We start from the raw sequence: 26,194 nt of genomic DNA on the forward strand, positions 1-26,194 counted from the left end.
GCCGGGCCGCTCGCGCCGGCCGGGCCGCTCGCGCCGGCGCGGGCCGCGGGCACCGTGCCTCCGCCGCGGCTCAGGCGCCCGCGGCCTCGCGCAGGGCGTCGACGCGGTCGGTCCGCTCCCACGTGACACCGGGCAGCTCGCGGCCGAAGTGCCCGTACGCCGCCACCTGCTGGTACACGGGCCGCAGCAGGTCGAGGTCGCGGATGATCGCCGCCGGCCGCAGGTCGAACACCTCGCGCACGGCGGCGGTCAGCCGGTCCAGCGGGACCGTCTCGGTCCCGAAGCACTCGACGTACAGCCCGACAGGGGCGGCCTTGCCGATGGCGTACGCCACCTGCACCTCGCAGCGGCGGGCGAGGCCGGCCGCGACGACGTTCTTGGCCACCCAGCGCGTCGCGTACGCCGCGGAGCGGTCCACCTTCGAGGGGTCCTTGCCGCTGAAGGCGCCGCCGCCGTGGCGGGCCATGCCGCCGTACGTGTCGACGATGATCTTGCGTCCGGTGAGTCCCGCGTCGCCCATCGGCCCGCCGACCTCGAAGCGCCCGGTCGGGTTGACGAGCAGCCGCATGCCCGACAGCTCCAGGCCCGCCTCGGCAAGCACCGGCTGCACGACGTGCGTGTCGATGTCGGGGGTGAGCATGTTGTCCAGCGAGATGTCCGCCGCGTGCTGGCTCGACACGACGACCGTGTCGACGGCGACCGGCGTCACGCCGTCGTAGGCCACCGTCACCTGCGTCTTGCCGTCGGGTCGCAGGTACGGCAGCTCGTTGGTCCTGCGGGCATCGCTGAGCCGCTGCGAGAGCCGGTGCGCGAGCGCGATGGGCAGCGGCATGAGCTCCGGCGTGTCGTCGCACGCGTAGCCGAACATGAGCCCCTGGTCGCCGGCGCCCTGTGCGTCCAGCGGGTCGCCGCCGGCGCCCGTGCGCGTCTCGAAGGCGGTGTCGACGCCCTGCGCGATGTCCGGGGACTGCGCGCCGATCGACACCGACACCCCGCACGAGGACCCGTCGAAGCCCTTGACCGAGGAGTCGTAGCCGATGCGCAGGATCGTGTCGCGCACGATGCGCGGGATCTCGACGTACGCCGTGGTCGTCACCTCGCCCGCCACGTGCACGAGGCCGGTCGTCACCAGCGTCTCGACCGCGACCCGCGCCGCGGGGTCCTGCTCGAGCATGGCGTCGAGGATGCCGTCGGAGATCTGGTCGCAGATCTTGTCGGGGTGCCCCTCGGTGACGGACTCGCTGGTGAACAGGCGCAGGCTCATGGTCTCCCCGGCTGAGGCTCGTCGGCGCCCGAGGTCCGGGCGCCGGGGCACACCCTAGACGCCGGGGTCGGACACATCCCCGGCGTGCCCGGCCGCCCCCCCACCGCGGCGGTGGCGGGCGACGACGTCCCACACGCCGTGGGCGACGACGGGCTTGCTGCCGCGCAGCCCGTCCCCGGCGTGCACCTGCACGGTGCCGTCCGGGGCCCGCTCGAGCACGAGCACGTCGTTGTCGGGCCGCCCGAAGACGCCGCCCCCGGACACGTCGTTCACCACGAGCAGGTCGCAGCCCTTGCTGCGCAGCTTGCGCTCCGCGTGCTCGCGGACGGTGCCGGTCGCGTCGCCGGTCTCGGCGGCGAAGCCGACGACGAGCAGCCCGGGGTGGGGCCGGTGCGCGCTGACGTCGGCGAGCACGTCGACGGTCCGCACCAGCTCGACGACGGGCACCGCGCCGTCGTCCGCCTTCTTGATCTTGTCGGTCGCGGTCCGGGCGGGCCGGAAGTCCGCGACGGCGGCCGCCATGACGAGGACGTCGGCGTCACGGACGGCGTCGCGGACGACCGCGTGCAGCTCCGCGGCCGTGCCGACGCGGGTCACGCGGAGCCCGCCGGGCTCCGCCTCGGGCAGCGCGACCTCGACGTGGGCGGCGACGAGGTGGACGCTCGCGCCGCGCTCCCTCGCCGCCTCCGCCAGCGCGACGCCCTGCCGTCCGGAGGAGGCGTTGCCGAGGAAGCGGACCGGGTCCAGCGGCTCGCGCGTGCCGCCCGCGGTGACGACGACGTGCCGGCCGAGCAGGTCGCGCTCCCGCGGACCGCTCCCGGCGGCCGCGGCCGCGCCCGAGAGCGCGCCGCGGGCGTGGTCGAGCAGCTCCTCGGGCTCGGGCAGCCGGCCCGCACCGGAGTCCGCGCCCGTGAGGCGGCCCACCGCAGGGTCGACGACCGTCACCCCGCGCTCGCGCAGCAGGGCGACGTTCGCCCGGGTGGCGGCGTTCTCCCACATCTCGGTGTGCATCGCGGGCGCGAGCACGACCGGGCACGTCGCGGTCAGGAGGACGTTGGTGAGCAGGTCGTCGGCGAGGCCGTGGGCGGCCCGCGCGAGCAGGTCGGCGGTGGCGGGGGCGACGACCACGAGGTCCGCGGCCCGACCGAGGGAGACGTGCGGGACCTCGTGGGCGTCGGACCACACGTCGGTGGCCACCGGGTGCCCCGACAGCGCCGACCAGGTCGGCTCGCCGACGAAGCGCAGCGCCGACGCCGTGGGCACGACCGTGACGTCGTGCCCGTCGGCGCGCAGCAGCCGCAGGAGGTGCGCCGCCTTGTACGCCGCGATGCCGCCGGCGACGCCCAGGACGACGCGCAGGGGGATCAGTCCTCGGCGGGGGTGGTGGACTCGATCTGCAGCAGGCCGGCGTCGATCTCGCGCAGCGCGACCGACAGGGGCTTCTCCTGCACGTGGGTCTCCACGAGCGGGCCGACGTACTCCAGGAGGCCCTCACCGAGCTGGGAGTAGTACGCGTTGATCTGGCGCGCACGCTTGGCCGCGTAGATGACGAGGGAATACTTGGAGTCGACGGCCCCGAGGAGGTCGTCGATCGGGGGGTTGGTGATGCCCTCGGGGGCAGCGGGCGTGGACGGCACTAGGGCTCCAGACGTCTGGTGGGCAGTCCCATCAATGATACGAGGTCGTCGGCGGCCCGCCCGACGTCCCGGTTGACGATGGTGACGTCGAACTCGGGCTCGGCCGCGAGCTCCACGCGCGCGGTCTCCAGGCGACGGGTGCGCTCGGCCGCGTCCTCGGTGCCGCGGCCCTCGAGCCGGCGGACCAGCTCGTCCCAGCTGGGCGGGGCGAGGAAGACGAACTGCGCCTGCGGGTACGTGCGCCTGACCTGCCGCGCCCCCTGGATGTCGATCTCCAGCAGGACCGGGCGGCCGGTGGCCAGCGCGGCCTCGACCGCGCTGCGCGGCGTGCCGTAGCGGCGCCGGCCGTGCACGAGCGCCCACTCCAGCAGCTCGCCGTGCGCGACCATCTCGTCGAAGCGCTCGTCGGCGACGAAGTGGTAGTGGACGCCGTCGACCTCGCCGGGTCGCGGCGCCCGGGTCGTCGCCGACACCGAGATGGCGACCTCGGGGTAGCGCCGCCGCACGTCGGCGGACACGGTGCCCTTGCCGACGGCGGTCGGGCCCGCGAGCACGGTGACCCGCGGGCCGGACCCCTCGGGCGGCGCCGGGACCGACGCCGCTGGCGGCTCAGCCGTCACCTGCCGCCGAAGCGGTCGATGAGGGCGGCGGTCTGGTTGGCGCCGAGCCCGCGCACGCGGCGGGTCTCGCTGATGCCGATCTCCTCCATGATCGCCTTGGCCCGCACCTTGCCGGTGCCGGGCAGCGCCTCGAGGAGGGCGGCGACCTTCATCTTGCCGATGACGTCGTTCGTCTCGCCCTCCTTGATGACCTCGGCGAGCGAGGCGGAGGAGTTCTTGAGGCGGTTCTTCACCTCGGCCCGCTCCCGGCGGGCGGCAGCGGCCTTCTCGAGCGCCGCGGCGCGCTGCTCCGGGGTGAGAGTGGGAAGGGGCACGTGACACCTCTGTGCGTGTAGTCGGCGGATGCGGGGGGCGCCGTCACCCGGGATCGGGCGACGACCGGTGTTCGGGGACGGACTCCGGCGGGAGCGCCGACCGGTGGGACCCGGACCCGGCGGCTGCCGCACCGGGAAACGTACCCATGGCGGTGCTGCTGGTCCAACGCCGCCCCCGGCCCCGGTGTGCCCGCTCAGCCGGTGCCGCTGCGTGACAGCGCGTGCGCGCACTGCTCCGCAAGGCGTCCGGCCTGCTCGCGCAACGCGGCGACGTCGGGACCGGCGTGCAGCACCTCGCGGCTCGCGCTCGGCACGAGCCGGTGCGGCGGCACGCCGGCCGCCGCGGCGGTCGCCGCGACGTCCGAGGGCGTCGCGCCCTGGGCGCCGAGACCGGGCAGCAGCAGGTGGCCGCGGACCGCGTCGAGCCGGACGCCCGAGCGGGCCAGCAGCGGCGCGACGGTCGCCCCCACGACCAGCCCGACGGGGCCGACGTCGTGCTCCGGTGCGAGGCCGGCGTCGTCGGCGGCGGCCGCCGCGGCGACGCCCGCGGCCACCGACGGCGAGCCGTCCGGCGTCGGGCCCGCGAGCTGGACGCCGGCCCCCTCGGGGTTGCTGGTGAGGCACAGCACGAACACCCCGCGCCCGCTCGCGACGGCGGCGTCGACCACGGGCGCGAGGCTGCCGTAGCCGAGGTACGGCGACAGGGTGACGGCGTCCGCGGCCAGCGGGGAGGCGTCGTCGCACCACGCGGCGGCGTACCCGGCGGCGGTCGAGCCGATGTCGCCGCGCTTGGCGTCGGCGAGCACGAGCTGGCCCTCGGCCCGGCAGCGGGCGAGCACGTCCTCGAGGACGGCGAGGCCGCGCGAGCCGAAGCGCTCGTAGAACGCGACCTGCGGCTTGAGCAGGGCCGTGCGGCCGGCGAGCGCGTCGAGCACGGTGTCGGAGAAGCGCCGGAGCCCGTCGACGTCGTCGTCGAGCCCCCACCGGGCGAGCGTGGCCGGCGCGGGGTCGAGGCCCACGCACAGCGGGCCGTGCGCACGCAGCGCGGCCTGCAGACGCACCGCGAACGGCACGGGCGGCCCGGCGGGGCTGCTCACGCGCGTCCCCACCGGGCACGCCCGAGCGCCCGGTGCACGCGGGCGGGCCAGCCGGGACCGGCGTACACGAACGCGGTGTACACCTGCACGAAGGCGGCCCCCGCGGCGAGCCGCTCGGCGACGTCGGCGGCGTCCGACACCCCGCCGGCCGACACGAGCGCGAGCCGGTCGCCGCAGCGCGCCCGCAGCAGCCGTAGGACCTCCAGGGACCGCGCGGCGACCGGCGGGCCGGAGACGCCGCCCGTACCCAGCCGCTCGACCTCGGCCGCGGGCGTGCGCAGGCCGGTGCGCGACGTCGTCGTGTTCGTCGCGATGATGCCGTCGAGGCCCGTGTCGAGCGCGAGGTCGGCGACCGCGCGGACGTCGTCGTCGGCGAGGTCCGGTGCGATCTTGACGAGGAGCGGCACGTGCCGGCCGGCGGCGGTGTCGGCGGCCTCGCGGACGGCGAGCAGGAGCGGGCGCAGCGTCTCGACGGCCTGCAGGTCGCGCAGCCCGGGGGTGTTGGGGCTCGACACGTTGACGACGAGGTAGTCCGCGTGCGGGGCGAGCAGCCGCGCGCTCGTCTCGTAGTCGGCGACGGCGTCCTCGGCCGCGACGACCTTCGACTTCCCGATGTTGACGCCGAGCACCGGCAGCCGGGCCCCGCCCGCGCGCAGCCGCCGCAGGCGCTCGGCGACCACCTCCGCCCCGTCGTTGTTGAACCCCATGCGGTTGAGCACCGCGCGGTCGCGGGGCAGCCGGAACAGCCGCGGGCGCGCGTTGCCCGGCTGGGGCAGCGCGGTGACGGTGCCGACCTCGACGACGTCGAAGCCGACAGCGGCGAGACCGACGACGGCCCGCGCGTCCTTGTCGAGCCCGGCCGCCACCCCGAGCGGGCCCGGCAGGTCGAGCCCGAGGACCCGCACCGGTGCCCGTCCGGCGCCCGTGAGGCGCCGGGCGAGGGCCGCCGCCCCGGGCGCGGCCTGCACGAGCCGGCCGAGCAGCGCGAGGAGCCGCACGCCGAGGACGTGCGCCCGCTCGGCGTCCAGCCGTACGAGCACGACCCGGAAGAGCAGCCGGTACAGCACCGGCTCAGGCCCCGGCCGGCGGGGCGGGCGCGGCCGGGGAGCGGTCGCGCCGCTCGGCGGACAGGACGGCCGCGTGCTCCTGCAGGCTCGCGACGTCGAACCCGCCGTCGGTGAGCGCCTCGATGCCCTGCACGGCCGCCGAGAGCTGCTGGACGGTCGTGATGATCGGCGCGTCGACCGTCACCGCCGCCGCGCGGATGTCGTAGCCGTCGGCCCGGGCCGCGCGCCCGGACGGCGTGTTGACGACCATCGCGACGCCGCCGTCGAGGATCAGCTGCGTGATCGTCGGCTCGCCGTCCGGTCCGGGGCCCTGGCTGTGCTTGCGCACGACGGTGGAGGCGATGCCGTTGCGCCGCAGCGTCTCCGCGGTCCCGGCGGTCGCGAGCAGCTCGAAGCCGAGCGCGGCGAGCCGGCTGAGCGGGAACAGCATCGCGCGCTTGTCCCGGTCGGCGACGGACACGAACACCCGCCCGCGCGCGGGCAGGCCGCCGTAGGCGGCGGCCTGGGACTTGGCGAACGCGCGCGGGAAGTCGACGTCGATGCCCATGACCTCCCCCGTCGAGCGCATCTCCGGGCCGAGGACGCTGTCGACGACGGCCCCGGTCGTGGTGCGGAAGCGCTTGAAGGGCAGGACGGCCTCCTTCACCGACACCGAGGTCGGCGGGTGGCTCGCACCGTCCCCGACGGCGGGCAGCAGGCCCTCGGCCCGCAGCTGCGCGATGGTCGAGCCGGTCATGATGCGCGCGGCGGCCTTGGCCAGCGGCACGTCGGTGGCCTTCGACACGAACGGGACGGTCCGGCTCGCGCGGGGGTTGGCCTCGAGCACGAGGACCGTCTCGCCGACGAGGGCGTACTGCACGTTGAGCAGCCCGCGCACGCCGACGCCGCGCGCGATCGCCTCGGTGGCGCGCCGGACCTGGTCGACGACGGCCGTGCCGAGGGTCACGGGCGGCAGCACGCACGCGGAGTCGCCGGAGTGCACGCCGGCCTCCTCGATGTGCTCCATGACGCCGCCGACGTAGACCTCCTCGCCGTCGCACAGCGCGTCGACGTCGATCTCGACGGCGGTCTCGAGGAACCGGTCGACGAGCAGCGGGTGCTGCGGGCCGACCCGCACGCCCGTCTCGTGCGCGCGGGCGACGTAGCCGTCGAGCGCCTCCGCGTCGTCGACGACCTCCATGCCACGCCCGCCGAGCACGAACGAGGGCCGCACGAGCACGGGGTAGCCGATGCGGTCCGCGACCTGCCTCGCCTCGGCGAAGCTCGCGGCGGTGTCCCACACGGGCGCGGGCAGGCCGGCGGCCGCGAGCACGTGGCCGAACGCGTCCCGGTCCTCGGCGAGGCGGATGGCGTCGGGGCTCGTGCCGAGGATCGGCACGCCCGCGGCGGCGAGGTCGTCGGCGAGGCCGAGCGGGGTCTGCCCGCCGAGCTGCACGACGACGCCGAGCAGCTCCCCGGAGCGCTGCTCAGCGTGGACGACCTCGAGGACGTCCTCGACCGTCAGCGGCTCGAAGTACAGCCGGTCGGAGGTGTCGTAGTCGGTGGAGACCGTCTCGGGGTTGCAGTTGACCATGACGGTCTCGATGCCCGCGTCGCGCAGCGCGAAGGCGGCGTGCACGCACGAGTAGTCGAACTCGATGCCCTGCCCGATGCGGTTCGGTCCCGAGCCGAGGATGACGACCTTGCGCCGCTCGGACGGCACCACCTCGTCCTCGGTGTCGTAGGAGGAGTAGTGGTACGGCGTGAGGGCGGCGAACTCCGCCGCGCACGTGTCGACCGTCTTGTAGACCGGCCGCACGCCGAGCGCGTGGCGCAGCCCCCGCACGACGGCCTCGTCGGTGCCGCGCAGCCGCGCGACCTGCTCGTCGGACAGCCCCGCGCGCTTCGCGCGGCGCAGCAGCGGCTCGTCGAGCGTGGCGGCGTCGGCGACCTCGCGGGCGAGCACGTCGACCCGGCGCACCTGCTCGAGGAACCACGGGTCGATGCCCGTCACCTCGTGCAGCCGCTCGAGGCTCGCGCCGCCGCGGATCGCGCGGTGCACGAGCACGAGCCGGTCCTCGGTCGGCTCGGCGGTGCGCGCCACGAGCGCGTCGAGCTCCTCGGCGGGCACGGGCGGGGCGGCGAGGTCGAAGGTGGCCCCGGGCCGCTCGAGGGAGCGCATGGCCTTGAGCAGCGCCTCGCTGAAGCTGCGCCCGATCGCCATCGCCTCGCCGACCGACTTCATGGTGGTCGTGAGGCCGCGGTCGGCGGAGGGGAACTTCTCGAACGCGAAGCGCGGGATCTTGACCACGACGTAGTCCAGCGTCGGCTCGAAGCTCGCGGGCGTGGACCCGGTGATGTCGTTGGGGATCTCGTCGAGGGTGTAGCCGATCGCGAGCCGCGCGGCGATCTTCGCGATGGGGAAGCCGGTCGCCTTGGAGGCGAGCGCGCTGGAGCGCGACACGCGGGGGTTCATCTCGATGACGACGACGCGCCCGTCGACGGGGTTGACCGCGAACTGGATGTTGCAGCCGCCGGTGTCGACGCCGACGCCGCGGATGATGGCGAGCGCGATGTCGCGCAGGCGCTGGTACTCCCTGTCGGTGAGGGTGAGCGCGGGCGCGACGGTGATGGAGTCACCGGTGTGGACGCCCATCGGGTCGAGGTTCTCGATCGAGCAGACGACCACGACGTTGTCGTGGTGGTCGCGCATGAGCTCGAGCTCGTACTCCTTCCACCCCTTGATCGACTCCTCGACGAGCACCTCGTGGGTGGGGCTCGCCGCGAGCCCCGCGGTGATCATCCGGCGCAGCGTCGGCTCGTCGGAGGCGAAGCCGGACCCGAGCCCGCCCATGGTGAAGGACGGCCGGAGCACGACGGGGTAGGAGAACTCCTCGGCGCACGCGAGCGCGTCCTCCAGGGTCCGCACGACACGGCTGCGCGCGCTCTCCGCCCCCGCCTCGGCGACGACCTCCTTGAACGCCTCCCGGTCCTCGGCCTTGCGGATGGCGGGGATGTCGGCGCCGATGAGCTCGACGCCGTGGCGCTCGAGGACGCCGGACTCCGCCAGCGCGATCGCGGCGTTGAGTGCGGTCTGCCCGCCGAGGGTCGGCAGCAGCGCGTCGGGGCGCTCCTTGGCGATGATCTTCTCGAGGACGTCGGGGGTGATCGGCTCGACGTACGTGGCGTCGGCGAAGCCCGGGTCGGTCATGATCGTCGCGGGGTTGCTGTTGACGAGGACGACCCGCAGCCCCTCCTCGCGCAGCACGCGGCACGCCTGGGTGCCGGAGTAGTCGAACTCGGCGGCCTGGCCGATGACGATCGGCCCGGAGCCGACGACGAGGACGCTGTCGATGTCGGTGCGGCGCGGCATCAGGCCCCCGCCTCCTTCTGCTGCTCGGGGTCCGCGGTCATCAGGTCGACGAAGCGGTCGAAGAGGTAGCCGGCGTCGTGCGGGCCGGCTGCGGCCTCCGGGTGGTACTGCACGCTGAACGCCCGCCGGTCGAGCAGGTGGAGGCCCTCCACGACCTGGTCGTTGAGCCCGACGTGGCTCACCTCGACCCGGCCGAGCCCGGCGGGGCTCGCGGTCGGCCCGTCGAGGGGCGCGTCGACGGCGAAGCCGTGGTTGTGCGCGGTGACCTCCACGCGGCCGGTACGCCGGTCCATGACGGGCTGGTTGATGCCGCGGTGGCCGTAGCCGAGCTTGTACGTGCCGAGGCCGAGGGCGCGACCGAGCAGCTGGTTGCCGAAGCAGATGCCGAAGAACGGCAGGTCGCGCTCCAGCACCTGCTGCAGCAGCTCGACCGGACCGGTGGTGGCCGCGGGGTCGCCCGGGCCGTTGGAGAAGAACACGCCGTCGGGGCGGGTGGCGAGCACGTCGTCGAGGCCGGCGGCGGCGGGCAGCACGTGCACCTCGACGCCGCGCTCGGCGAGGCGCCGCGGGGTCATCGACTTGATGCCGAGGTCGAGCGCCGCCACCGTGAGGCGCCGCTCGCCCACCGCGGGCACCACGTACGGCTCGGGCGTGCTCACCTCGCCGGCGAGGTCGGCGCCGGTCATGGCCGGGGCGTCGCGGACCTCCGCGAGGAGCTCCTCCACCGGCCGGGCGGCCGCGGCGCCGGAGAACACGCCCGCGCGCATGACGCCGCGCTCGCGCAGGTGCCGCACCACCGCGCGCGTGTCGACGCCCGCGATCCCGACGACCCCCTGACGCTCCAGCTCGCTGGCCAGGTCGCGGGTGGCGCGCCAGCTGCTCGTCACCGGGGACGGGTCGCGCACGACGTACCCCGCGACCCAGATGCGCCGCGACTCGTCGTCCTCGTCGTTGACGCCGGTGTTGCCGATGTGCGGGGCCGTCATGACGACGACCTGGCGGTGGTACGACGGGTCGGTGAGCGTCTCCTGGTAGCCGGTCATGCCGGTCGCGAAGACGGCCTCGCCGACGGTCTGCCCGTGCGCGCCGTACGGCTCGCCGCGGAACGTGCGGCCGTCCTCGAGCACGAGCACGGCCTGCTGCGGGGTCGAGGTCTGGTGGGTCACTGGTCTCCTCCGGGGACGAGCGGCTGCAGGGCGGCGGCGAGGAGCGGGGCTTCCGCCCACCGTCGCGGGCGGAAGCCGGTGTCGAGCTCGACGGGCGGGGCATCGGCGTCGGCCGCGCCGGCAGGGTCGGCTGGGTCGGCTGGCCCGCCCGCGAGGCGCCAGCGCACGACGAGCAGGCCCTCCCCGACCGTGTACTTGCCGGCGATGCCGCTCTCCACCCGGGCACCGAGCACGTCGGCGGCGGGCACGAAGACGTCCGGGGCGCCCTGCCGCTCGAACCACACGCCCTGCGTCCCGGCGTGGAGGACGGCCCGGGAGCGCACCCCCAGACCGTGCACGACGACCCGGTCCAGCCACTCCCCCGCCCGCACGGTGGACACGTAGAGCCCGTCGACGGGCTCCAGGAGCGGCTCGCCGAGCCCGGCGGCACCGCCGGGTGGGGTGCGGGCCGGCTCGGGCACGTCGCCCTGCCGGCGGGCCCGACCGCGCCAGCCGAGCCACATGAGGCCGAACACGACCGGCACGACGAGCAGGAACACGAGCCCGGCCTGCCACTGGCTCATGCGCGCGCGTCCGGGTCCACGAGGCGCCCGTCGAGGAGGGTCGGCGCGCCGCGCAGGAACGTCGCGACGACCCGGCCCGGCAGGGTGCGACCCCGGAACGGGGTGTTCCAGCCCATCGTCTGCTGGGCGGCCGGCTCGACCGTCCAGCGCGCGGCCGGGTCGTGCAGCGTGACGTGCGCGGGCTCGCCGACCGCGAGGCCGCGGCCGTGCGCGTGCAGCCCGAGGGCCGCGTCGTCGAGGCGCCCGATGCGCGCCGGGGCGGCCGACATGCGGGCGGCGACCTCGCCCCAGCCGAGCAGCCCGGTGTCGACGAGCGCCTCCTGCACGACGGCGAGCGCGGTCTCCAAGCCCGTCATGCCCATGGCCGCCGCGGCCCACTCGCAGTCCTTCGCCTCGGTGGGGTGCGGGGCGTGGTCGGTGGCGATCACGTCGATGGTGCCGTCGGCCACCGCCTCGCGCAGCGCGTGAACGTCGCGGGCGGTGCGCAGCGGCGGGTTCACCTTGTAGACGGGGTCGTAGGAGCGGACCTCCTCGTCGGTGAGGACGAGGTGGTGCGGCGTGACCTCCGCGGTCACGGGCAGACCGCGCTGCTTGGCGAGGCGGACGATCTCGACGCTGCCGGCGGTCGACACGTGGCACACGTGCACGCGGCTGCCGACGTGCGCGGCGAGCAGCACGTCGCGGGCGATGACGGCCTCCTCGGCGACGCTCGGCCAGCCGGCGAGACCGAGGACCGCGGACACCTCTCCCTCGTTCATCTGGGCACCCTCGGTGAGGCGCGGGTCCTGCGCGTGCTGCGCGACGACGCCGTCGAAGGCGCGCACGTACTCCAGGGCCCGGCGCATGAGGACGGGGTCGGCCACGCAGTGCCCGTCGTCGCTGAACACGCGCACGCGCGCGGCGGAGGTCGCCATGGCGCCGAGCTCGGCGAGGCGCCGGCCCTCGAGCCCCACCGTCACCGCGCCGACCGGGCGCACGTCGCACCAGCCCGCCTCGACGCCGAGGCGGTGCACCTGCTCGACGACGCCGGCGGTGTCGGCGACCGGGCTCGTGTTCGCCATGGCGTGCACGGCGGTCCAGCCGCCCGCCGCGGCGGCGCGCGTGCCGGTCTCGACGGTCTCGGCGTCCTCCCGGCCCGGCTCGCGCAGGTGGGTGTGGAGGTCGACGAGACCGGGCAGCGCGACGAGGCCGTCCGCGTCGACGGTCCGGGCGCCGGCGGGCACGTCCGCGGCGCCGGCCGGGGCACGCCCGCTCACCACGCCGTCGGTGAGGACGAGGTCCTCTGCGGCGTCGGACCCGGCGACCCGCGCCCCGCGCAGGACCCACGTGCTCATGCCACCACTCCCTCGTCGTCGCCGGTCAGCAGCAGGTACAGCGCGGCCATCCGGACCGCGACCCCGTTCGTCACCTGCTCGAGGATCACCGCGCGGGGGCTGTCGGCGGCGTCGGCGCTGATCTCCAGGCCCCGGTTCATCGGTCCCGGGTGCATGACGACGGCGTGGTCGGGCAGGGCGCGCAGCCGGCGCGCGTCCAGGCCGTAGCGGCGGGAGTACTCCCGCTCGCTGGGGAAGAACGCGGCGTTCATGCGCTCGGCCTGGACCCGCAGCATCATGACGGCGTCGACCTCCGGCAGGACCGCGTCGAGGTCGAACGATGTCGCGCACGGCCACGCGCCCACGCCGACCGGCAGCAGCGTCGGCGGCGCGACCAGCGTGACGTGGGCCCCGAGGGTGTGCAGCAGGTGGACGTTGGAGCGGGCGACGCGCGAGTGCACGACGTCGCCGACCACCGCGACGCGCGCCCCGGTGAGGTCGCTGCCCTCGCGCGCGCCGCCGCCGGGCAGGTGCCCGTGCAGCGTGCGACGCAGCGTGAACGCGTCGAGCAGCGCCTGGGTCGGGTGCTCGTGCGTGCCGTCGCCGGCGTTGAGCACCGCACCCGCCGTCCAGCCGGCCGTCGCGAGCCGGTGCGGCGCCCCGGAGGCCGGGTGGCGGATGACGACGGCGTCCGCGCCCATCGCCTGCAGCGTGGCGGCGGTGTCCTTGAGGCTCTCGCCCTTGCTCACGCTCGAGCCCTTGGCGGCGAAGTTGATGACGTCGGCGCTCAGCCGCTTCGCGGCCGCCTCGAAGGAGATGCGGGTGCGCGTGGAGTCCTCGTAGAAGAGGTTGACGACGGTGCGGCCGCGCAGCGTCGGCAGCTTCTTGATCTCACGCTGCTGCGTGGCCGCCATCGCCTCGGCGGTGTCGAGCAGCCCGACGGCGTCGGCGCGGCTGAGGTCCGCGGTCGACAGCAGGTGCCTCACGCGCCCCCTCCCGCTCCGGGGTGCAGGGGCCGGAGGATGTCGACGCCGTCGCTGCCGTCGGTCTCGACGAGACGGACCGACACGCGCTCGTCGGCCGCGGTCGGCAGGTTGCGCCCGACGTGGTCGGCGCGGATCGGCAGCTCGCGGTGGCCGCGGTCGACGAGCACGACGAGCCGCACGGCGCGCGGGCGGCCGAGGTCGGCGACCGCGTCGAGCGCGGCGCGGATCGTCCGGCCCGAGAACAGGACGTCGTCGACGAGCACGACCACGCGGTCGGTGACGTCGACGGGGACGTCGGTCGCCGCGAGGCCGCGCGTCGGGTTCCGGCGCAGGTCGTCGCGGTACATCGTGACGTCGAGCGAGCCGGACGCGGGCCGGACGCCCTCGACGCGCTCGACCGCGGCCGCGAGGCGCTCGGCGAGCGGGACGCCGCGGGTCGGGACGCCGAGCAGGACGAGGTCCTCGGCGCGGCGGTTGCGCTCGAGCAGCTCGTGGGCGATGCGCTGCACCACCCGGTCGACGTCGTCGGCGCTGACGACGGTCCGCTCGTGGTCGGCGAGCGCGGGCGCCTCCGGCGGAGGGCCGCCCGCGGTACGCGCGGGCTCGGGAGGCTGGGGGCTGGGGTGCTCGGGCACGGTCACGTGGACCTCCTTCCCCGCCTCACGGGACGGGACTTAAAGGACGTCGGTCGGCGGCGAGCCTACCGCCCGGCGCACCCCGGCCCGGGGGGCGGTCGCGGGGCCGGTCGCGGGGCCGGTCGCGGTGGCGGACGGTGCGCGTACCAGCGCGGCGCGTGGCCCGAGCTGCTCCACCGGGCGGAACCGCGCTACGCCGAACGGTGACGCTCCGTGGCGATCTGCTTGACCGTTCAGGTCACGCTCCGTGATCCTCTCGGTGTGGCATCCGACTACGCACGCGCCCTCGGCTCGAGGCTCCGCGCCATCCGCACCCAGCAGGGGCTCTCGCTCCACGGCGTCGAGGAGAAGTCCCAGGGACGCTGGAAGGCCGTCGTCGTCGGCTCTTACGAGCGCGGCGACCGGGCCGTGACCGTGCAGCGCCTCGCCGAGCTCGCCGACTTCTACGGCGTGCCGGTGCAGGCTCTCCTGCCCGACGGCGCCCCCGTCGGCTCCGCCGAGCCGCCGCCGCGGCTCGTGCTCGACCTCGAGCGGCTCATGAACGTGCCCGCCGAGAAGGCCGGCCCGCTCGCCCGCTACGCCCAGACCATCCAGTCCCAGCGCGGTGACTACAACGGCAAGGTGCTGAGCATCCGCGCCGACGACCTGCGGTCGCTCGCCGTGATCTACGACCTGCCGCCCGCCGCGCTCGTCGACCAGCTCATCGCCTGGCAGGTGCTCGACCCCGACGCCCGCCGCGCCGTCCTGGACTGACTCGCGTTCGTCTGCGTTCCTGTCGACGCACGCCGCGTAGGTCGGCGTTCCTGTCGACCTACGCCGACGAGCGCTGCCGCGTCAGACCTCGAGGGTCGCCTTGAGGTCGCGGAGCCGACCGAGCAGGCCGTTGACGAAGCGGGGCGACTCGTCGGTCGACAGCTCCTCCGCCAGCCCGACCGCCTCGCTGATGACGACGTCGTCGGGCACGTCGTCGTTGTGCACGAGCTCCCACGTCGCGACGCGCAGGATCGTGCGGTCGACCGACGGCATCCGGTCCAGCGTCCAGCCCTGCGCGTACGTCGACAGCGCCTCGTCGATGCCCTCGCGGTGGGCGACGACACCCTCGACCAGGGTGACGGCGTACTCGCCGATGGGCGGCTGCGCGGCGGCGATGCGCCGGGTCAGCACCTCGAGGGGGTCCAGGCGCCGCTGCTCCGCCTCGAACAGGACGTCGACGGCGCGCTTGCGGGCCTTGCGGCGCGCGCTCAGCTGACGCGTCCGAGGTAGTCGCCGGAACGGGTGTCGACCTTGACCCGGGTGCCGGTCTCGAGGAACAGCGGCACCTGGATCTCGCGGCCGGTCTCCAGCGTCGCGGGCTTCGTGCCGCCCGTGGAGCGGTCGCCCTGCAGCCCGGGCTCGGTGTACGTCACCTCGAGCTCGACGCTCGCGGGCAGCTCGACGTACAGCGGGGTGCCCTCGTGGACGGCGACGATGACGTCCTGGTTCTCGAGCATGAAGTCCGCGGCGCCGGCGACGACGTCGGAGCCGACGTGCATCTGGTCGTAGGTGGAGGAGTCCATGAACACGTAGTCGTCACCGTCGGCGTACAGGTACTGCATGTCGCGCTTGTCGACGGTGGCGGTGTCGACCTTCACACCGGCGTTGAACGTCTTGTCGACGACCTTGCCCGAGAGCACGTTCTTCAGCTTGGTGCGCACGAAGGCCGGCCCCTTGCCGGGCTTGACGTGCTGGAACTCGACCACCGACCACAGGTTGCCGTCGAGGTTGAGCACCAGGCCGTTCTTGAGGTCGTTCGTCGTCGCCATGGTGCACGATCCTATCCGGCGGCGGCTGCGTCCCCGTCCGCCGTCGCGGCGCCCGGCGCCCTGCGCAGCAGCGGCCGCCCGAAGAGCCACCCCTGCCCGCGCCGGCACCCCGCGGCCAGGAGTGCACGCGCCTCCTCGGGCCGCTCGACGCCCTCGGCCGTCACGCCGGCCCCCACCGCGGCGGCGAGGTCGACCGCCCGGCGCACGACCGCGAGGCGCCGCGCGTCCTCGTCGACGCGGGTGACGAGCCGGCGGTCCACCTTGACCCACGCCGGGCGGAGCCGGCGCACGTGCTGCAGCGTGGTGGCGCCCGCACCGAGGTCGTCGAGCACGAGACGCACGTCGTGACGGCGCAGCAGCCGCAGCTCGTCGCCGACCGCGTCGAGGTCGTCGAGCGTCAGCTGCTCGGACAGCTCGAGCATGACCCGCTCCCCCGCCACCTCGTGCTCGCGCAGCACGCGGAGGACGGCGCGGGCGAAGCCGGGGCTGAGCAGGGCGGCGCGGGACACGTTGACGCTGACGGACAGGGCGCCCGGGTCGTCCGCCAGGTCCCGGCACACCGCGGTCAGCACGTGCAGGTCCAGGGCCGCCGCGCTCACCGCACCGCCGACGAGCGGAAGGAAGCGGCCGGGCAGCAGGAGCCCGAGCCGCGGGTGCTGCCAGCGGACGAGCGCCTCGCTGCCGCACACGGCGCCGTCGCCGAGAGCGACGACGGGCTGCTGCGCGACGAGGAGGCGACCGTCACGCAGTGCGGTCGCGAGCTCTCCCGGGCGCGGGCCGGGGGCGGTCGGGCGCCCGGTGCCCGCCGACCCGGCCGTCGCCCGGTGCACCCCGGGCCGGACGTCACCGGCCGGAGCAGGCGTGAGCCGCGACTGCTCTGCGAGGGTGACGACCACCCGACCACAGTGGCGCAGTGTCGTCACGGAGGGAACACGGTCGGCTACGTCGGGTACGAAGGTCCGACGCGACGCTCGTCCGTTCGGAGGACGGTCGGGCGACCCGGGCGGGTCAGCCGGCGCGCCGCGCCACGGCCTGCAGCGCGAGGGTGTAGCTGTCGAGGCCGAAACCGGCGACCACGCCGCTGGCCACGGGGCTCACGACGCTGTGCCGGCGGAAGGCCTCGCGCCCGTGCGGGTTGCTGATGTGGACCTCGACGAGGAGCAGGCCCGCTCCGGTGACGAGGGCGGCGGCGTCGCGCAGGGCGTAGGAGTAGTGCGTGAAGGCGGCGGGGTTGACCACCACGTGCCGGCCGGTGTCGACCGCCTCGTGCAGCCAGTGCACGAGGTCGGCCTCGTCGTCGCTCTGCCGCACGTCGACGTCGAGACCGAGCTGCTCGGCGGTGGCGTGGACGAGCCGCACGAGACCGTCGTGGTCGGTGCTGCCGTAGACGTCGGGCTCCCGGCTGCCGAGCCGGCCGAGGTTCGGCCCGCTCAGCACGAGGACGCGGGTCGGTCCGGGGCTCACGAGTCGCTCACCTCGACGTAGGCGGCCTGCAGGAGCGCCGGGTCCGGGCCCTCGAGCCGGGTCGGGCGGCCCGAGGCGTCGAGCACGACGAAGCGCAGCAGGTCGCCCCGGTTCTTCTTGTCCCGGCGCATCGCGTCGTACAGCGCCGACCACCGGTCGCCCCGGTACACGATGGGCAGGCCGAGCCCGGTGAGCACCCGGCGGTGACGGTCGACCACCCGCTCGGGCAGGTGCCCGGCGAGGCGGCCCAGCTCGGCGGCGTAGACCATGCCCACGCTCACGGCCGCGCCGTGGCGCCACGTGTACCGCTCGACCAGCTCGACGGCGTGGCCGAAGGTGTGGCCGTAGTTGAGCACCTCGCGCAGCCCGGACTCGGTGAGGTCCTCCGAGACGACGGCGGCCTTGACGGCGACGGCCCGCTCGACGAGCTCGGCGAGGACGTCGCTGTCCCAGCGGGCGGCCTCCTCCGGCTGCTGCTCGCACAGGGTGAGGATGTCGGCGTCGGCGATGAAGCCGCACTTGACGACCTCGGCGAGGCCCGCCCGCAGGTCGAAGTCGGGCAGCGTCTGCAGCGTGGCGAGGTCGGCGAGGACGCCCGCCGGCGGGTGGAAGGACCCGACGAGGTTCTTGCCCTCGGAGGTGTTGATGCCCGTCTTGCCGCCGACGGCGGCGTCGACCATGCCGAGCAGGGTCGTGGGCACGTGCACGACCCGCACCCCGCGCAGCCACGTGGCGGCGACGAAGCCGGCGAGGTCCGTGACCGCTCCCCCGCCGACCCCGACGACGGCGTCGCTGCGCGTGAAGGCGGCCTGCCCGAGCACCTGCCAGCAGAAGGCGGCGACCTGCGCGGTCTTCGCCTCCTCCCCGTCCGGCACCTCGGCGGTGACGGCCTCGAAGCCCGCGGCGGCGAGGTCCTCGCGCACCGCGTCCCCCGTCGCGCGCAGCGCGCGCGGGTGCACGACGAGGACCTTGCGCACCTTCTCCCCGAGCATCGCGGGCAGCCGGTCGGCGAGGCCGTGGCCGATCACGACGTCGTAGGGCTGCTCGCCCTCGACGCGGATGACGGTCGGCGGACGCTGCTCGCTCACGTGCCCTGCTCCCCCGGCGTGGTCGCGGGCGCGGGCCCCCACCCGGCGCGCTCCCGCAGGTCGTCGTAGTGCGCGACGACGGCGGCGGCGACGGCCTCGGCGTCGAGCTCGGTCGTGGTGACGACGAGGTCGGCGACCTCGGTGTAGACGGGCCGGCGGGCGTCCATGAGCCGGGTCCACGTGGCGCGCGGGGAGTCGAGCAGCAGGGGGCGGGGGGCGTCCATGCCGATCCGGCGTGCGGCGGCGGCGAGGCCCACGTCGAGGAAGACGACCCGCTGCCCGGCCAGCCGCGCGCGGCTGGTCGGGTCGACGGGTGCGCCGCCCCCCAGGGCGAGGACACCGCGGTGCGACGCGACGGCGTCGGCGACGGCCTCGCGCTCGAGGTCGCGGAAGACGGGCTCACCCGAGTCGACGAAGATCTCCGCGACGGTCCGGCCGGCGCGCGCCTCGACGTCGGCGTCGGTGTCGCGCACGTCCGCGCCGAGCAGGCGGCCGAGCGCCGCGGCGACGGTCGTCTTGCCGGCCCCGGGCGGGCCGACGAGCACGACGAGGGGGCCGTCGACCCCCGGCTGCACGCCGCTCACCGCAGCCCCGCCTCCGCGAGGCCGTCGAGGTAGGACCGCACGTTGCGCGCCGTCTCGGGGACGGAGTCGCCGCCGAACTTCTCGAGCAGGGCGTCGGCGAGCACGAGCGCGACGACCGCCTCGGCGACGACGCCGGAGGCGGGGACGGCGCACACGTCGGAGCGCTGGTTGATGGCGACGGCCTTCTCCCCCGTGGCGACGTCGACGGTGTCGAGCGCGCGCGGGACCGTGCTGATGGGCTTCATCGCGGCGCGGACGCGCAGCACGTCGCCCGTGCTCATGCCGCCCTCGGTGCCGCCGGCTCGACCGGTGCGCCGCCGCAGCCGGCCGTCCTCGCCGGCCTCGATCTCGTCGTGCGCGGCCGAGCCGCGACGGCGGGCGGTGGTGAAGCCGTCGCCGACCTCGACGCCCTTCATCGCCTGGACGCTCATGAGGGCGCCCGCGAGCCGGCCGTCGAGGCGACGGTCGTGGGACACGTGGCTGCCGAGCCCGGGCGGCAGCCCGTAGGCGAGCACCTCGACGACGCCGCCGAGGGTGTCGCCGTCGCGCCGGCACGCGTCGATCTCGGCGACCATCGCCTCGCTCGTCGCGGCGTCGTGGCAGCGGACGGGGTCGGCGTCGAGGGCGTCGACGTCGTCGGGCGAGGGCAGCGCCGCACCCTCGGGCACGGCGACGGGGCCGATGGCGACGGTGTGGCTGACGAGCCGGACCCCGGCCGCCTGCTCGAGCAGGGCGGCGGCGACGGCGCCAAGGGCGACACGCGCCGCGGTCTCGCGGGCGCTCGCGCGCTCCAGCACGGGGCGGGCGTCGTCGAAGCCGTACTTCTGCATGCCGACGAGGTCGGCGTGGCCGGGCCGCGGCCGGGTGAGCGGCGCGTTCCGCGCGAGCCCGTCGAGCTCCTCGGCCGGCACGGGGTCGGCGCTCATGACGGTCTGCCACTTGGGCCACTCGGTGTTCGCGACCTCGACGGCGACGGGGCCGCCCATGGTGAGGCCGTGGCGCACCCCGCCGAGCACGCGCACCTCGTCCTGCTCGAACTTCATGCGGGCGCCGCGGCCGTAGCCGAGCCGCCGGCGCGCGAGGACGCGGACGAGGTCGTCGCTGCTGACCCGCACACCGGCGGGGACGCCCTCGACGACCCCCACCAGAGCGGGTCCGTGGCTCTCCCCGGCGGTCGTCCAGCGCATAGGTGGCATCGTGTCAGACCCCCCGGACGCACGAGCGCGGTGGCCGTCCGACGGACGACCACCGCGCTCGCGGGGTGGTGGTGCGGGTGCTGTCGAGCAGGTGCGGGGGGCCTGCTCAGGGGGCGGTCGGCGCGGTCGTCGGCTCGGGGGCGGGCACGTCCCGGATGACTGGCACGCGGACGGTGAAGAGGGCGGAGCCGTAGATGAACGACAGCTCCTCGCTGACGGGACCGTAGGAGACGTACCGGAACTGGCCGTCCTTCCCGAACACGGCTCCCGGCGTCAGGTCGAGGTACTCCTCGTCGTCGAGCCGGAAGTCCGCGAGGTAGGTGAAGCCGACCAGCGTGCCGTTGCCGTCCCTCTGCTCGACCTCCTCGACCGTCACGGAGACCGTCTTGTGCCCTGGCACAGCCACTTCGACGATCTTCTCGACCTCGATCGTCTGTGTCGGGCCCGGGACCAGGACCTCCTCGCCGTCGACCGTGACGGTGACGGTGGGGCCGGGGACCTCGACGTACTCCACGACCGGGAGCCCGCCGCCGGGCAGGGGCGCGGCGGTCGAGCCGCCGGTCGGCAGGGACGACCCGGTGGTCGCGGTCGACGTGGCGGCAGGGGCCACGGCGCCGACGTCGACCACGGCCTCACCCTCGACCGCCGTACCGCCACTCGTGTCCACCTCGATCAGCGGCGCGAACACGTTTCGGCCCTTGATGACGGCGGTCGGCAGAGGGGTGGCGGGTGCGAGCGAAGGTGTTGCCGAGGGCTCGACGCTCGTCACGGCGGCCGGCGGGACGGCGGCGACCACGTCGCCCTCACCACCGCTCAGCACGAGCGCGGCGGCGCCGCCCAGGACGCCGAGCGCGACGACACCGGCGGCGACCGCGATGACGACGGTCTTCCGGCTGGAGGCGGCGGGCTCGTCCACCGCGGGCGCTGGGGCGGGCTCGGGTGCGCCGCCGAAGGTGCTCGGCTGCCCGAACGCGGGGGGCTGTGCAGACATGAGTGGCTCCCTGTCGTTGTCTCGGTCAGCCGTCGCTGGGCGTCGGCAGGTCGGCGATGGCGGCGTCGAGATCGACTGCCCCCGGGTCCTTGAAGACGAAGACCCGGCCCGTGAGGACGGCCTGGACCGTGCCGGGCTCGACGTCCTCGCCCTCGACCACGCTGACCGTCAGGCCGTCGACGAGAAACGCGCGAGGCAGGTCGGCCTGGACGTCCTTCACGAAGAGTGTCGTGGCCGCGAAGTCGCCGGTGCTCGTGATCGTGACGGGGATGGCCGCGAGGACCGGGCCCTCGGGGACCACGGCGACACCCCCGGCTGCGGGCGCCGCCTCGCCCGAGGCGCCGGCCCCGGCGCCGGGAGCCGCGCTCGGCTCGGTGCTCGGCTCGGTGCTCGGCTCGGTGCTCGGCTCGGTGCTCGGCTCGGCGCCGGGCTCCGCGCCGGACTCAGCGGCCGGTGCGGCACCGACGACCGCGGCCGCCGGGTCGACGACGGCCACAGCCGCGCCGCTCACCAGCGAGTCGAGGACGACGCGGGAGTCCGTGGCGCGCTCGTCGACGTCGCGCACGAGCTGCGCGAGGGCTGGCTCCTCCGGCAGGGCCTGCCGGATCGCGGCCAGCTCCGCCTGTCGGGTCGGGAGGTCGGCGAACTCCTGCTCGAGCTGCGCGATGCGCACCTCGAGCTGGGCGTTCTGGTCCTGCGCCGCGACGGTCTGCTCGCGCGACTGCGCCGCGGCGGCGCGCTGGGGGTCGATGAGCAGGAACCAGCTGCTCGCGGTGAGCGCGACGCAGAGGCCACCCGTGGCCAGGGACCAGCCCGCGGTCCTCGAGATGTTCATGTCACTCTGCCTTCGGGACGTAGCGGTCGGAGTAGGCCGTGGGGGCGACCTTCGTGGTCACCGTGAAGTCGACCCAGGGGTCGGTCTCTCCCTCGTCGTTGAGCGCGGCGTTCGTGAAGAGGACGTGGTCGTAGCCGCTGATGCCGTCGAGGTTGTCCATCCACGTGGCGACGTCCTGGTAGACGAGCGCCTTGCCGGTCGTGACCACCTCGCCGACGGCGTCGGCAGGTGCGAGTGGGTCACCGGACAGCGCGGGTGCACCGGCCACCACGGGGGTCGAGGTGGCGGTCACGGAGGTGAACCAGACGCCGTCCGGGGTGACGGCCCCCATCTGGGACAGGTAGCGGTACCACTCGATGTCGCTCGCCATGGCGGTCGTCAGGGCGGTCTGCGCGCGGTCGACGCTGGCGATGAGTGCAGGCACGGCGGCGTACTGCGCCGCCTCCGCCTGCAGCTCGGCGGTGCGCGCCTGCTCGAGCGCGAGCTCCTCGGCCGCCGCGTCCGCGTCGGCCGCTGCCCACACGTAGCCGCCCCCGCAGAGGGCGAGGGTCCCGACCACGCCGAGGGCGAGCAGGCCCTTGGTCCGCTTGAAGCGGCGGTCGGCGAGCACCTCGGGAGGCATGAGGTCGACGCGCGCGAGCGGGTATTCGCTGGTGAGGGGGACGACGGTCGTCGTCTCGGTCACGGCCGCGGGCTGCGTGCTCATCGGGCTGCTCCCATCGCGAGGCCCACCGGGACGGCGGCGAGCGGGCGGACCAGGGCGAGCTGGTCGTCGTCGAGGCCGGTGCGGCCGATGGACATGTCCTTCATGGGGTCGCCCACCACGACGGGCACCCGGACGGCCTGGGCGAGCCGACCCGTCAGGCCGCGCAGCAGCGAGCCGCCGCCGGCCAGCACGACCCGCTCGACCGGCGCACCGGGTGTGGTCGAGGAGTAGTAGTCGAGGGAGCCGCGGATCTCGTCGACGAGGGACTGCGCGGTCGCGTCGACCGCGCGGGTGGCGTTGGTGAACTGCGGGCCGGCCGCACCGTCCATGCCCACCATGTGCTTGAGGCCCTCGGCCTCGGCGAGCGAGGAGCCGACCCGCTCGGCGAGGGCGTCGGTGATGTCCTGCCCTCCCATGAGGAGGATGCGGACGAAGCGGGGGACGCCGGCGGTGTGCACGACGATGTTCGTGACCCGGGAGCCCACGTCGACGAGCGCCTCGGTGGCACCGTCACCGAAGGCGCCGGAGCCGAGCGAGCGCAGCACCGCGAAGCTCGTGAGGTCGACGCTGGTGGGGACGAGCCCGGCGCGCTCCGCGCAGCGGACGTTCGCGAGCACGGTGTCGCGGGCGGCGGCGACGAGCAGGCCCCGAATCGTGCGTCCCTTCTCGCTCGTCACCTCCTCCAGCGGGTGGAAGTCGAGGACGGCCTGCTCGACCGGCATGGGGAGCAGGTCGGCCACCTGGAGGCCGAGGCTCTTGCGGAGCTCGGCGACCGGCAGCCAGGGCAGCTCCACGTTGCGTACGACGACGCGCTGGTTCGCCACGCCGAGAACGACGTTCTTGGAGGAGAAGCGCGTCGCGCCCCACAGCTCCTTGATGGCGGCGGCCACGCTCGTGGGCTCGACGACCTCGCCGTCGCGCACGGCGCCGGAGGGCACCGCCACCTGGCCGAACTTCTCGAGCCTCACGCCGTGCCGGCCGAACGTCAGCTCGGCGGCGCGCACGCCCGAGGTCCCGATGTCGAGACCGATGGCGGTTCGTGCTGCCACGGTGGATCTCCTTCGTGTGGTCCGGGTCTGCGGGCTGGCCGAGGGCCATCCGACACAGGCATCGGGCCGAGGGAGACGCGGCTTGACGCGAAGCGGCGAGCAGCCGCCCTGTCGGGCGGTTCGTCACCCGCGCGGAGCAAGGTGACGGGGGCAGGGTGATGCCCGCTGCGGCCTAGAAGCCGACGGAGGACAGGTAGGCGCCGAACAGCGACTCGCCCGCCACGACGCCGGTCCAGGCGCCGACGAGCATGTAGGGCCCGAAGGGGATCATCGACTTCCGGGTGGCCAGGTGGGCGGAGATGAGGGCGACGCTCACGACGCCGCCGACGAGGAAGCCGGCGAAGACGCCGACGAGCAGCGCGCCCCAGCCGAACCAGCCGAGCACGAGGCCGAGGACCCCGGCCAGCTTGACGTCCCCGAAGCCCATGCCGGCCGGGTAGATGAAGGCGAGCAGGAAGTAGAACCCGAAGCCCGCCGCACCGCCGAGCAGGGCGCGTACGAAGGGCCACCAGTCGCCCTCGACGAGGCTCGCGACGCCGAGCAGCACGACGAGCACGAGGTAGCTCGGCAGCACGATGGCGTCCGGCAGCCTGCGCACGTCGAGGTCGATGAGCCCGAGCGCGACGGAGATGGCGGCGAGGTACAGCAGCGCGGGCAGCACGGCGGCGGTCCGCTCCCCCGCGAGCCCGTCGAGCACGAACCACGTGACGAGGGCGAAGGCGACACCGGTACCCACCTCGACGAGCGGGTAGCGCCCGCTGATCGGCTCGCCGCAGTCGCGGCAGCGCCCGCGCAGCAGCAGCCACCCGAGCACCGGCACGTTGTCGCGGGGCCGGATGCGGTGGCCGCAGCGAGGGCACGCGCTCGGCGGGTGGACGACCGACTGCCCGGCGGGCACCCGGTGCGCGACGACGTTGAGGAAGGAGCCGACAGCCAGGCCGAGGACGCCGAGCAGGGCGACGAGCAGGACGGTCACGCGCCGTGTCTACCGCAGCGGACCGGGCGAGAGGCACCGATCCGCCGGCTCACCCGACGTACTCCAACCACAGGGCCGTGCGGATCAGGCTCGCGAGCGGCAGCTCGACCGTCCCGTCGTAGAAGATCGTCACACCCTGGACCTGGTTGAGGTCCCCGTCGCCGTTGCACTGGTCGGCCGCAGCCATGGCGCCGATGAACTCCGACGACGACGTCTGCAGGTTGAGCTGGTCGCCGGCGAGCAGCATGCCGGCCTCGGCGCGGATGCGCTGGTGACCGTCGATGTCCGCGTCGGCGAGCATGACGATGCCGGGGAGCCGGTTGAGGATGTTGACCCCGTCGAAGTCGATGTTGCCGCCGACCTTGCCGCACGTCCCGACCGTGCGCCCGTTCGGGCCGGAGGACGCGATGACCGTGGCGTTCCACGCGGCCACGTTGAAGGGATTGCCCTGCGGGTGAACGAGCGCGTCGCCCTGGTGCACGTAGTACACGCCGGGGTACTGGTTGCCCGTTTCCTTCGTCTCCCACTGCGGGACGCCGGCGGCGAGGCCCAGGTAGCGCCACCCCTGGTAGGTCGTGCTCCCGCTCACCGTCGCCTGCAGGGTGCCGGTGCAGGGGCCCGTCGCGGCGGGCGAACGGACCTGCCCGCCCGGGCACAGGTCGTACCAGCTGCTCGCGACCGTCGGCTTGAGCGCCTCGGCGCGGTAGACGGCCGCGGCGTCGATGACGGGGAGCGACTGCCGGGGCTGGTTCGAGAGACGCGGGTTGATGTTCGTGTTCGCCACGGTGCCGGAGGCCGACACCGTGCCCTCGACGGTGACGGCGGGGTTGCCGCTGCTCGGGCACTGCACGTTCTGGTTCGAGTGGACGTCGGCGGACGGGTACGTCCCCCGTAGCACCTCGACCGAACCGGAGAAGCAGAGGTTGGCGCCGGTCAGGAGGGCGTGGCTCGGGCTGTACGGCGTGAAGAGGTACTCGGCCTTCACGAGGCGCTGGGTCGCGTCGGCCGAGGCGAAGGAGGGAACCGCGGACAGGGAGTACACGGCTGTGCGGTCGGTGGGCTTGAGGACGACGTACTGCCCCTCGCCGCTCGTCTGCGCGCAGCCGGCGGCCACGAGCGCCTCGAGCCGGGTCCGCGCCCAGGCCCGTTCTGCTTCGGCCGTGGCGAAGGTGGCGCCGGCGCTGACCGTGGCGCCGGGGCACGTCGGGTGGCCGGGCGCCGGGACGGGGGCGTCACCGGTGCCGGGTGCGGCGTCGTTGGCAGCCTGGACGCGGGCGAGCTGGCTGTCGACGCCGGCCTCCGCCGTCGACAGCGCCGCCTCGAACCGCCCGTGATTGGTCGCCGAGCGCACCGAGGTGATGGTCAGCGCCGCGAGGAGCGCGACGATGACGAGGACGACGACGGAGTAGCCGACGACGAGCACCATCGTGATACCGGAGTCGTCGGTGCGGACGGCACGCAGCCGCCGCGACAGGGTCGAGCGTGTCAC

Annotated in this window: 27 protein-coding genes; 1 reads left to right on the plus strand and 26 read right to left on the minus strand. The window is 74.9% G+C overall.

Going from position 1 to position 26,194, the window contains the following annotated elements; genetic code table 11:
* Positions 1-70 precede the first annotated feature (70 nt).
* The 13 genes from metK to pyrR form a co-directional block, all read right to left on the minus strand.
* A complete protein-coding gene (gene metK / locus WAA21_RS14430) occupies positions 71-1,264 on the minus strand; it encodes a methionine adenosyltransferase (RefSeq protein ID WP_336923526.1) in 1,194 nt (397 codons plus the stop codon).
* Between the two features lie 54 nt (positions 1,265-1,318).
* A complete protein-coding gene (coaBC, locus tag WAA21_RS14435; RefSeq protein ID WP_336923578.1) occupies positions 1,319-2,623 on the minus strand; it encodes a bifunctional phosphopantothenoylcysteine decarboxylase/phosphopantothenate--cysteine ligase CoaBC in 1,305 nt (434 codons plus the stop codon).
* Between the two features lie 5 nt (positions 2,624-2,628).
* Positions 2,629-2,901: a DNA-directed RNA polymerase subunit omega gene (gene rpoZ, locus WAA21_RS14440; RefSeq protein ID WP_336923527.1), complete on the minus strand. Its 273-nt coding sequence runs from the start codon at positions 2,899-2,901 to the stop codon at positions 2,629-2,631.
* Positions 2,901-3,455: a guanylate kinase gene (gene gmk / locus WAA21_RS14445; protein ID WP_336923528.1), complete on the minus strand. Its 555-nt coding sequence runs from the start codon at positions 3,453-3,455 to the stop codon at positions 2,901-2,903. The genes rpoZ and gmk overlap by 1 nt, the downstream gene beginning before the upstream one ends.
* Before the next feature lie 62 nt (positions 3,456-3,517).
* The gene (mihF, locus tag WAA21_RS14450) at positions 3,518-3,835 is read right to left on the minus strand and encodes an integration host factor, actinobacterial type (protein WP_336923529.1); all 318 of its coding nucleotides are present in this window, start codon (positions 3,833-3,835) and stop codon (positions 3,518-3,520) included.
* A 194-nt stretch (positions 3,836-4,029) separates the two neighbouring features.
* The gene (gene pyrF, locus WAA21_RS14455; RefSeq protein WP_336923530.1) at positions 4,030-4,932 is read right to left on the minus strand and encodes an orotidine-5'-phosphate decarboxylase; all 903 of its coding nucleotides are present in this window, start codon (positions 4,930-4,932) and stop codon (positions 4,030-4,032) included.
* On the minus strand, positions 4,929-5,996 hold the full coding sequence (locus WAA21_RS14460) for a quinone-dependent dihydroorotate dehydrogenase (protein ID WP_336923579.1): 1,068 nt from the start codon (positions 5,994-5,996) through the stop codon (positions 4,929-4,931). Before WAA21_RS14460 ends, pyrF begins: the two co-directional genes overlap by 4 nt.
* 7 nt (positions 5,997-6,003) lie before the next feature.
* Positions 6,004-9,351 (minus strand): carbamoyl-phosphate synthase large subunit, encoded by a 3,348-nt coding sequence (gene carB / locus WAA21_RS14465; RefSeq protein ID WP_336923531.1) that lies wholly within the window; start codon positions 9,349-9,351, stop codon positions 6,004-6,006.
* A complete protein-coding gene (gene carA / locus WAA21_RS14470) occupies positions 9,351-10,517 on the minus strand; it encodes a glutamine-hydrolyzing carbamoyl-phosphate synthase small subunit (RefSeq protein ID WP_336923532.1) in 1,167 nt (388 codons plus the stop codon). Before carA ends, carB begins: the two co-directional genes overlap by 1 nt.
* On the minus strand, positions 10,514-11,080 hold the full coding sequence (locus WAA21_RS14475) for a PH-like domain-containing protein (protein WP_336923533.1): 567 nt from the start codon (positions 11,078-11,080) through the stop codon (positions 10,514-10,516). The genes carA and WAA21_RS14475 overlap by 4 nt, the downstream gene beginning before the upstream one ends.
* Entirely contained in the window at positions 11,077-12,414 is a 1,338-nt protein-coding gene (locus WAA21_RS14480; protein WP_336923534.1) for a dihydroorotase, read from the minus strand. The genes WAA21_RS14475 and WAA21_RS14480 overlap by 4 nt, the downstream gene beginning before the upstream one ends.
* Positions 12,411-13,379 (minus strand): aspartate carbamoyltransferase catalytic subunit, encoded by a 969-nt coding sequence (locus WAA21_RS14485; RefSeq protein ID WP_336923535.1) that lies wholly within the window; start codon positions 13,377-13,379, stop codon positions 12,411-12,413. Before WAA21_RS14485 ends, WAA21_RS14480 begins: the two co-directional genes overlap by 4 nt.
* On the minus strand, positions 13,376-14,014 hold the full coding sequence (gene pyrR / locus WAA21_RS14490) for a bifunctional pyr operon transcriptional regulator/uracil phosphoribosyltransferase PyrR (RefSeq protein ID WP_336923580.1): 639 nt from the start codon (positions 14,012-14,014) through the stop codon (positions 13,376-13,378). The genes WAA21_RS14485 and pyrR overlap by 4 nt, the downstream gene beginning before the upstream one ends.
* 261 nt (positions 14,015-14,275) lie before the next feature.
* Here pyrR and bldD point away from each other — a divergent pair, with 261 nt between their 5' ends.
* Positions 14,276-14,767 carry a transcriptional regulator BldD gene (bldD, locus tag WAA21_RS14495; RefSeq protein WP_336923536.1) on the plus strand — a complete coding sequence of 164 codons (492 nt, stop codon included), beginning with the start codon at positions 14,276-14,278 and terminating at the stop codon, positions 14,765-14,767.
* Between the two features lie 81 nt (positions 14,768-14,848).
* Here bldD and nusB read toward each other — a convergent pair whose 3' ends face one another.
* The 13 genes from nusB to WAA21_RS14560 form a co-directional block, all read right to left on the minus strand.
* On the minus strand, positions 14,849-15,259 hold the full coding sequence (gene nusB, locus WAA21_RS14500) for a transcription antitermination factor NusB (protein WP_336923581.1): 411 nt from the start codon (positions 15,257-15,259) through the stop codon (positions 14,849-14,851).
* Positions 15,256-15,816, minus strand: coding sequence for an elongation factor P (gene efp / locus WAA21_RS14505; protein WP_336923537.1), 561 nt, complete (start codon positions 15,814-15,816; stop codon positions 15,256-15,258). Before efp ends, nusB begins: the two co-directional genes overlap by 4 nt.
* 11 nt (positions 15,817-15,827) lie before the next feature.
* Positions 15,828-16,712, minus strand: coding sequence for an EAL domain-containing protein (locus WAA21_RS14510; RefSeq protein ID WP_336923538.1), 885 nt, complete (start codon positions 16,710-16,712; stop codon positions 15,828-15,830).
* 112 nt (positions 16,713-16,824) lie between these two features.
* On the minus strand, positions 16,825-17,280 hold the full coding sequence (locus WAA21_RS14515) for a type II 3-dehydroquinate dehydratase (protein ID WP_336923539.1): 456 nt from the start codon (positions 17,278-17,280) through the stop codon (positions 16,825-16,827).
* Positions 17,277-18,368: a 3-dehydroquinate synthase gene (gene aroB, locus WAA21_RS14520; protein ID WP_336923540.1), complete on the minus strand. Its 1,092-nt coding sequence runs from the start codon at positions 18,366-18,368 to the stop codon at positions 17,277-17,279. The genes WAA21_RS14515 and aroB overlap by 4 nt, the downstream gene beginning before the upstream one ends.
* On the minus strand, positions 18,365-18,952 hold the full coding sequence (locus WAA21_RS14525) for a shikimate kinase (RefSeq protein WP_336923541.1): 588 nt from the start codon (positions 18,950-18,952) through the stop codon (positions 18,365-18,367). Before WAA21_RS14525 ends, aroB begins: the two co-directional genes overlap by 4 nt.
* The gene (gene aroC, locus WAA21_RS14530) at positions 18,949-20,139 is read right to left on the minus strand and encodes a chorismate synthase (RefSeq protein WP_336923542.1); all 1,191 of its coding nucleotides are present in this window, start codon (positions 20,137-20,139) and stop codon (positions 18,949-18,951) included. Before aroC ends, WAA21_RS14525 begins: the two co-directional genes overlap by 4 nt.
* A gap of 115 nt (positions 20,140-20,254) precedes the next feature.
* Positions 20,255-21,139: a hypothetical protein gene (locus WAA21_RS14535; RefSeq protein ID WP_336923543.1), complete on the minus strand. Its 885-nt coding sequence runs from the start codon at positions 21,137-21,139 to the stop codon at positions 20,255-20,257.
* Positions 21,140-21,164: 25 nt separating this feature from the next.
* Positions 21,165-21,974: a hypothetical protein gene (locus WAA21_RS14540; RefSeq protein ID WP_336923544.1), complete on the minus strand. Its 810-nt coding sequence runs from the start codon at positions 21,972-21,974 to the stop codon at positions 21,165-21,167.
* Position 21,975: 1 nt separating this feature from the next.
* Positions 21,976-22,680 carry a PilN domain-containing protein gene (locus WAA21_RS14545; RefSeq protein ID WP_336923545.1) on the minus strand — a complete coding sequence of 235 codons (705 nt, stop codon included), beginning with the start codon at positions 22,678-22,680 and terminating at the stop codon, positions 21,976-21,978.
* On the minus strand, positions 22,677-23,729 hold the full coding sequence (pilM, locus tag WAA21_RS14550; protein WP_336923546.1) for a type IV pilus assembly protein PilM: 1,053 nt from the start codon (positions 23,727-23,729) through the stop codon (positions 22,677-22,679). The genes WAA21_RS14545 and pilM overlap by 4 nt, the downstream gene beginning before the upstream one ends.
* Positions 23,730-23,901: 172 nt before the next feature.
* A complete protein-coding gene (locus tag WAA21_RS14555; RefSeq protein ID WP_336923547.1) occupies positions 23,902-24,705 on the minus strand; it encodes a prepilin peptidase in 804 nt (267 codons plus the stop codon).
* Positions 24,706-24,754: 49 nt separating this feature from the next.
* Entirely contained in the window at positions 24,755-26,194 is a 1,440-nt protein-coding gene (locus WAA21_RS14560; RefSeq protein ID WP_336923548.1) for a hypothetical protein, read from the minus strand.

This window comes from Aquipuribacter sp. SD81, from assembly GCF_037153975.1.
In the GTDB taxonomy this organism is placed as follows: domain Bacteria; phylum Actinomycetota; class Actinomycetes; order Actinomycetales; family JBBAYJ01; genus Aquipuribacter.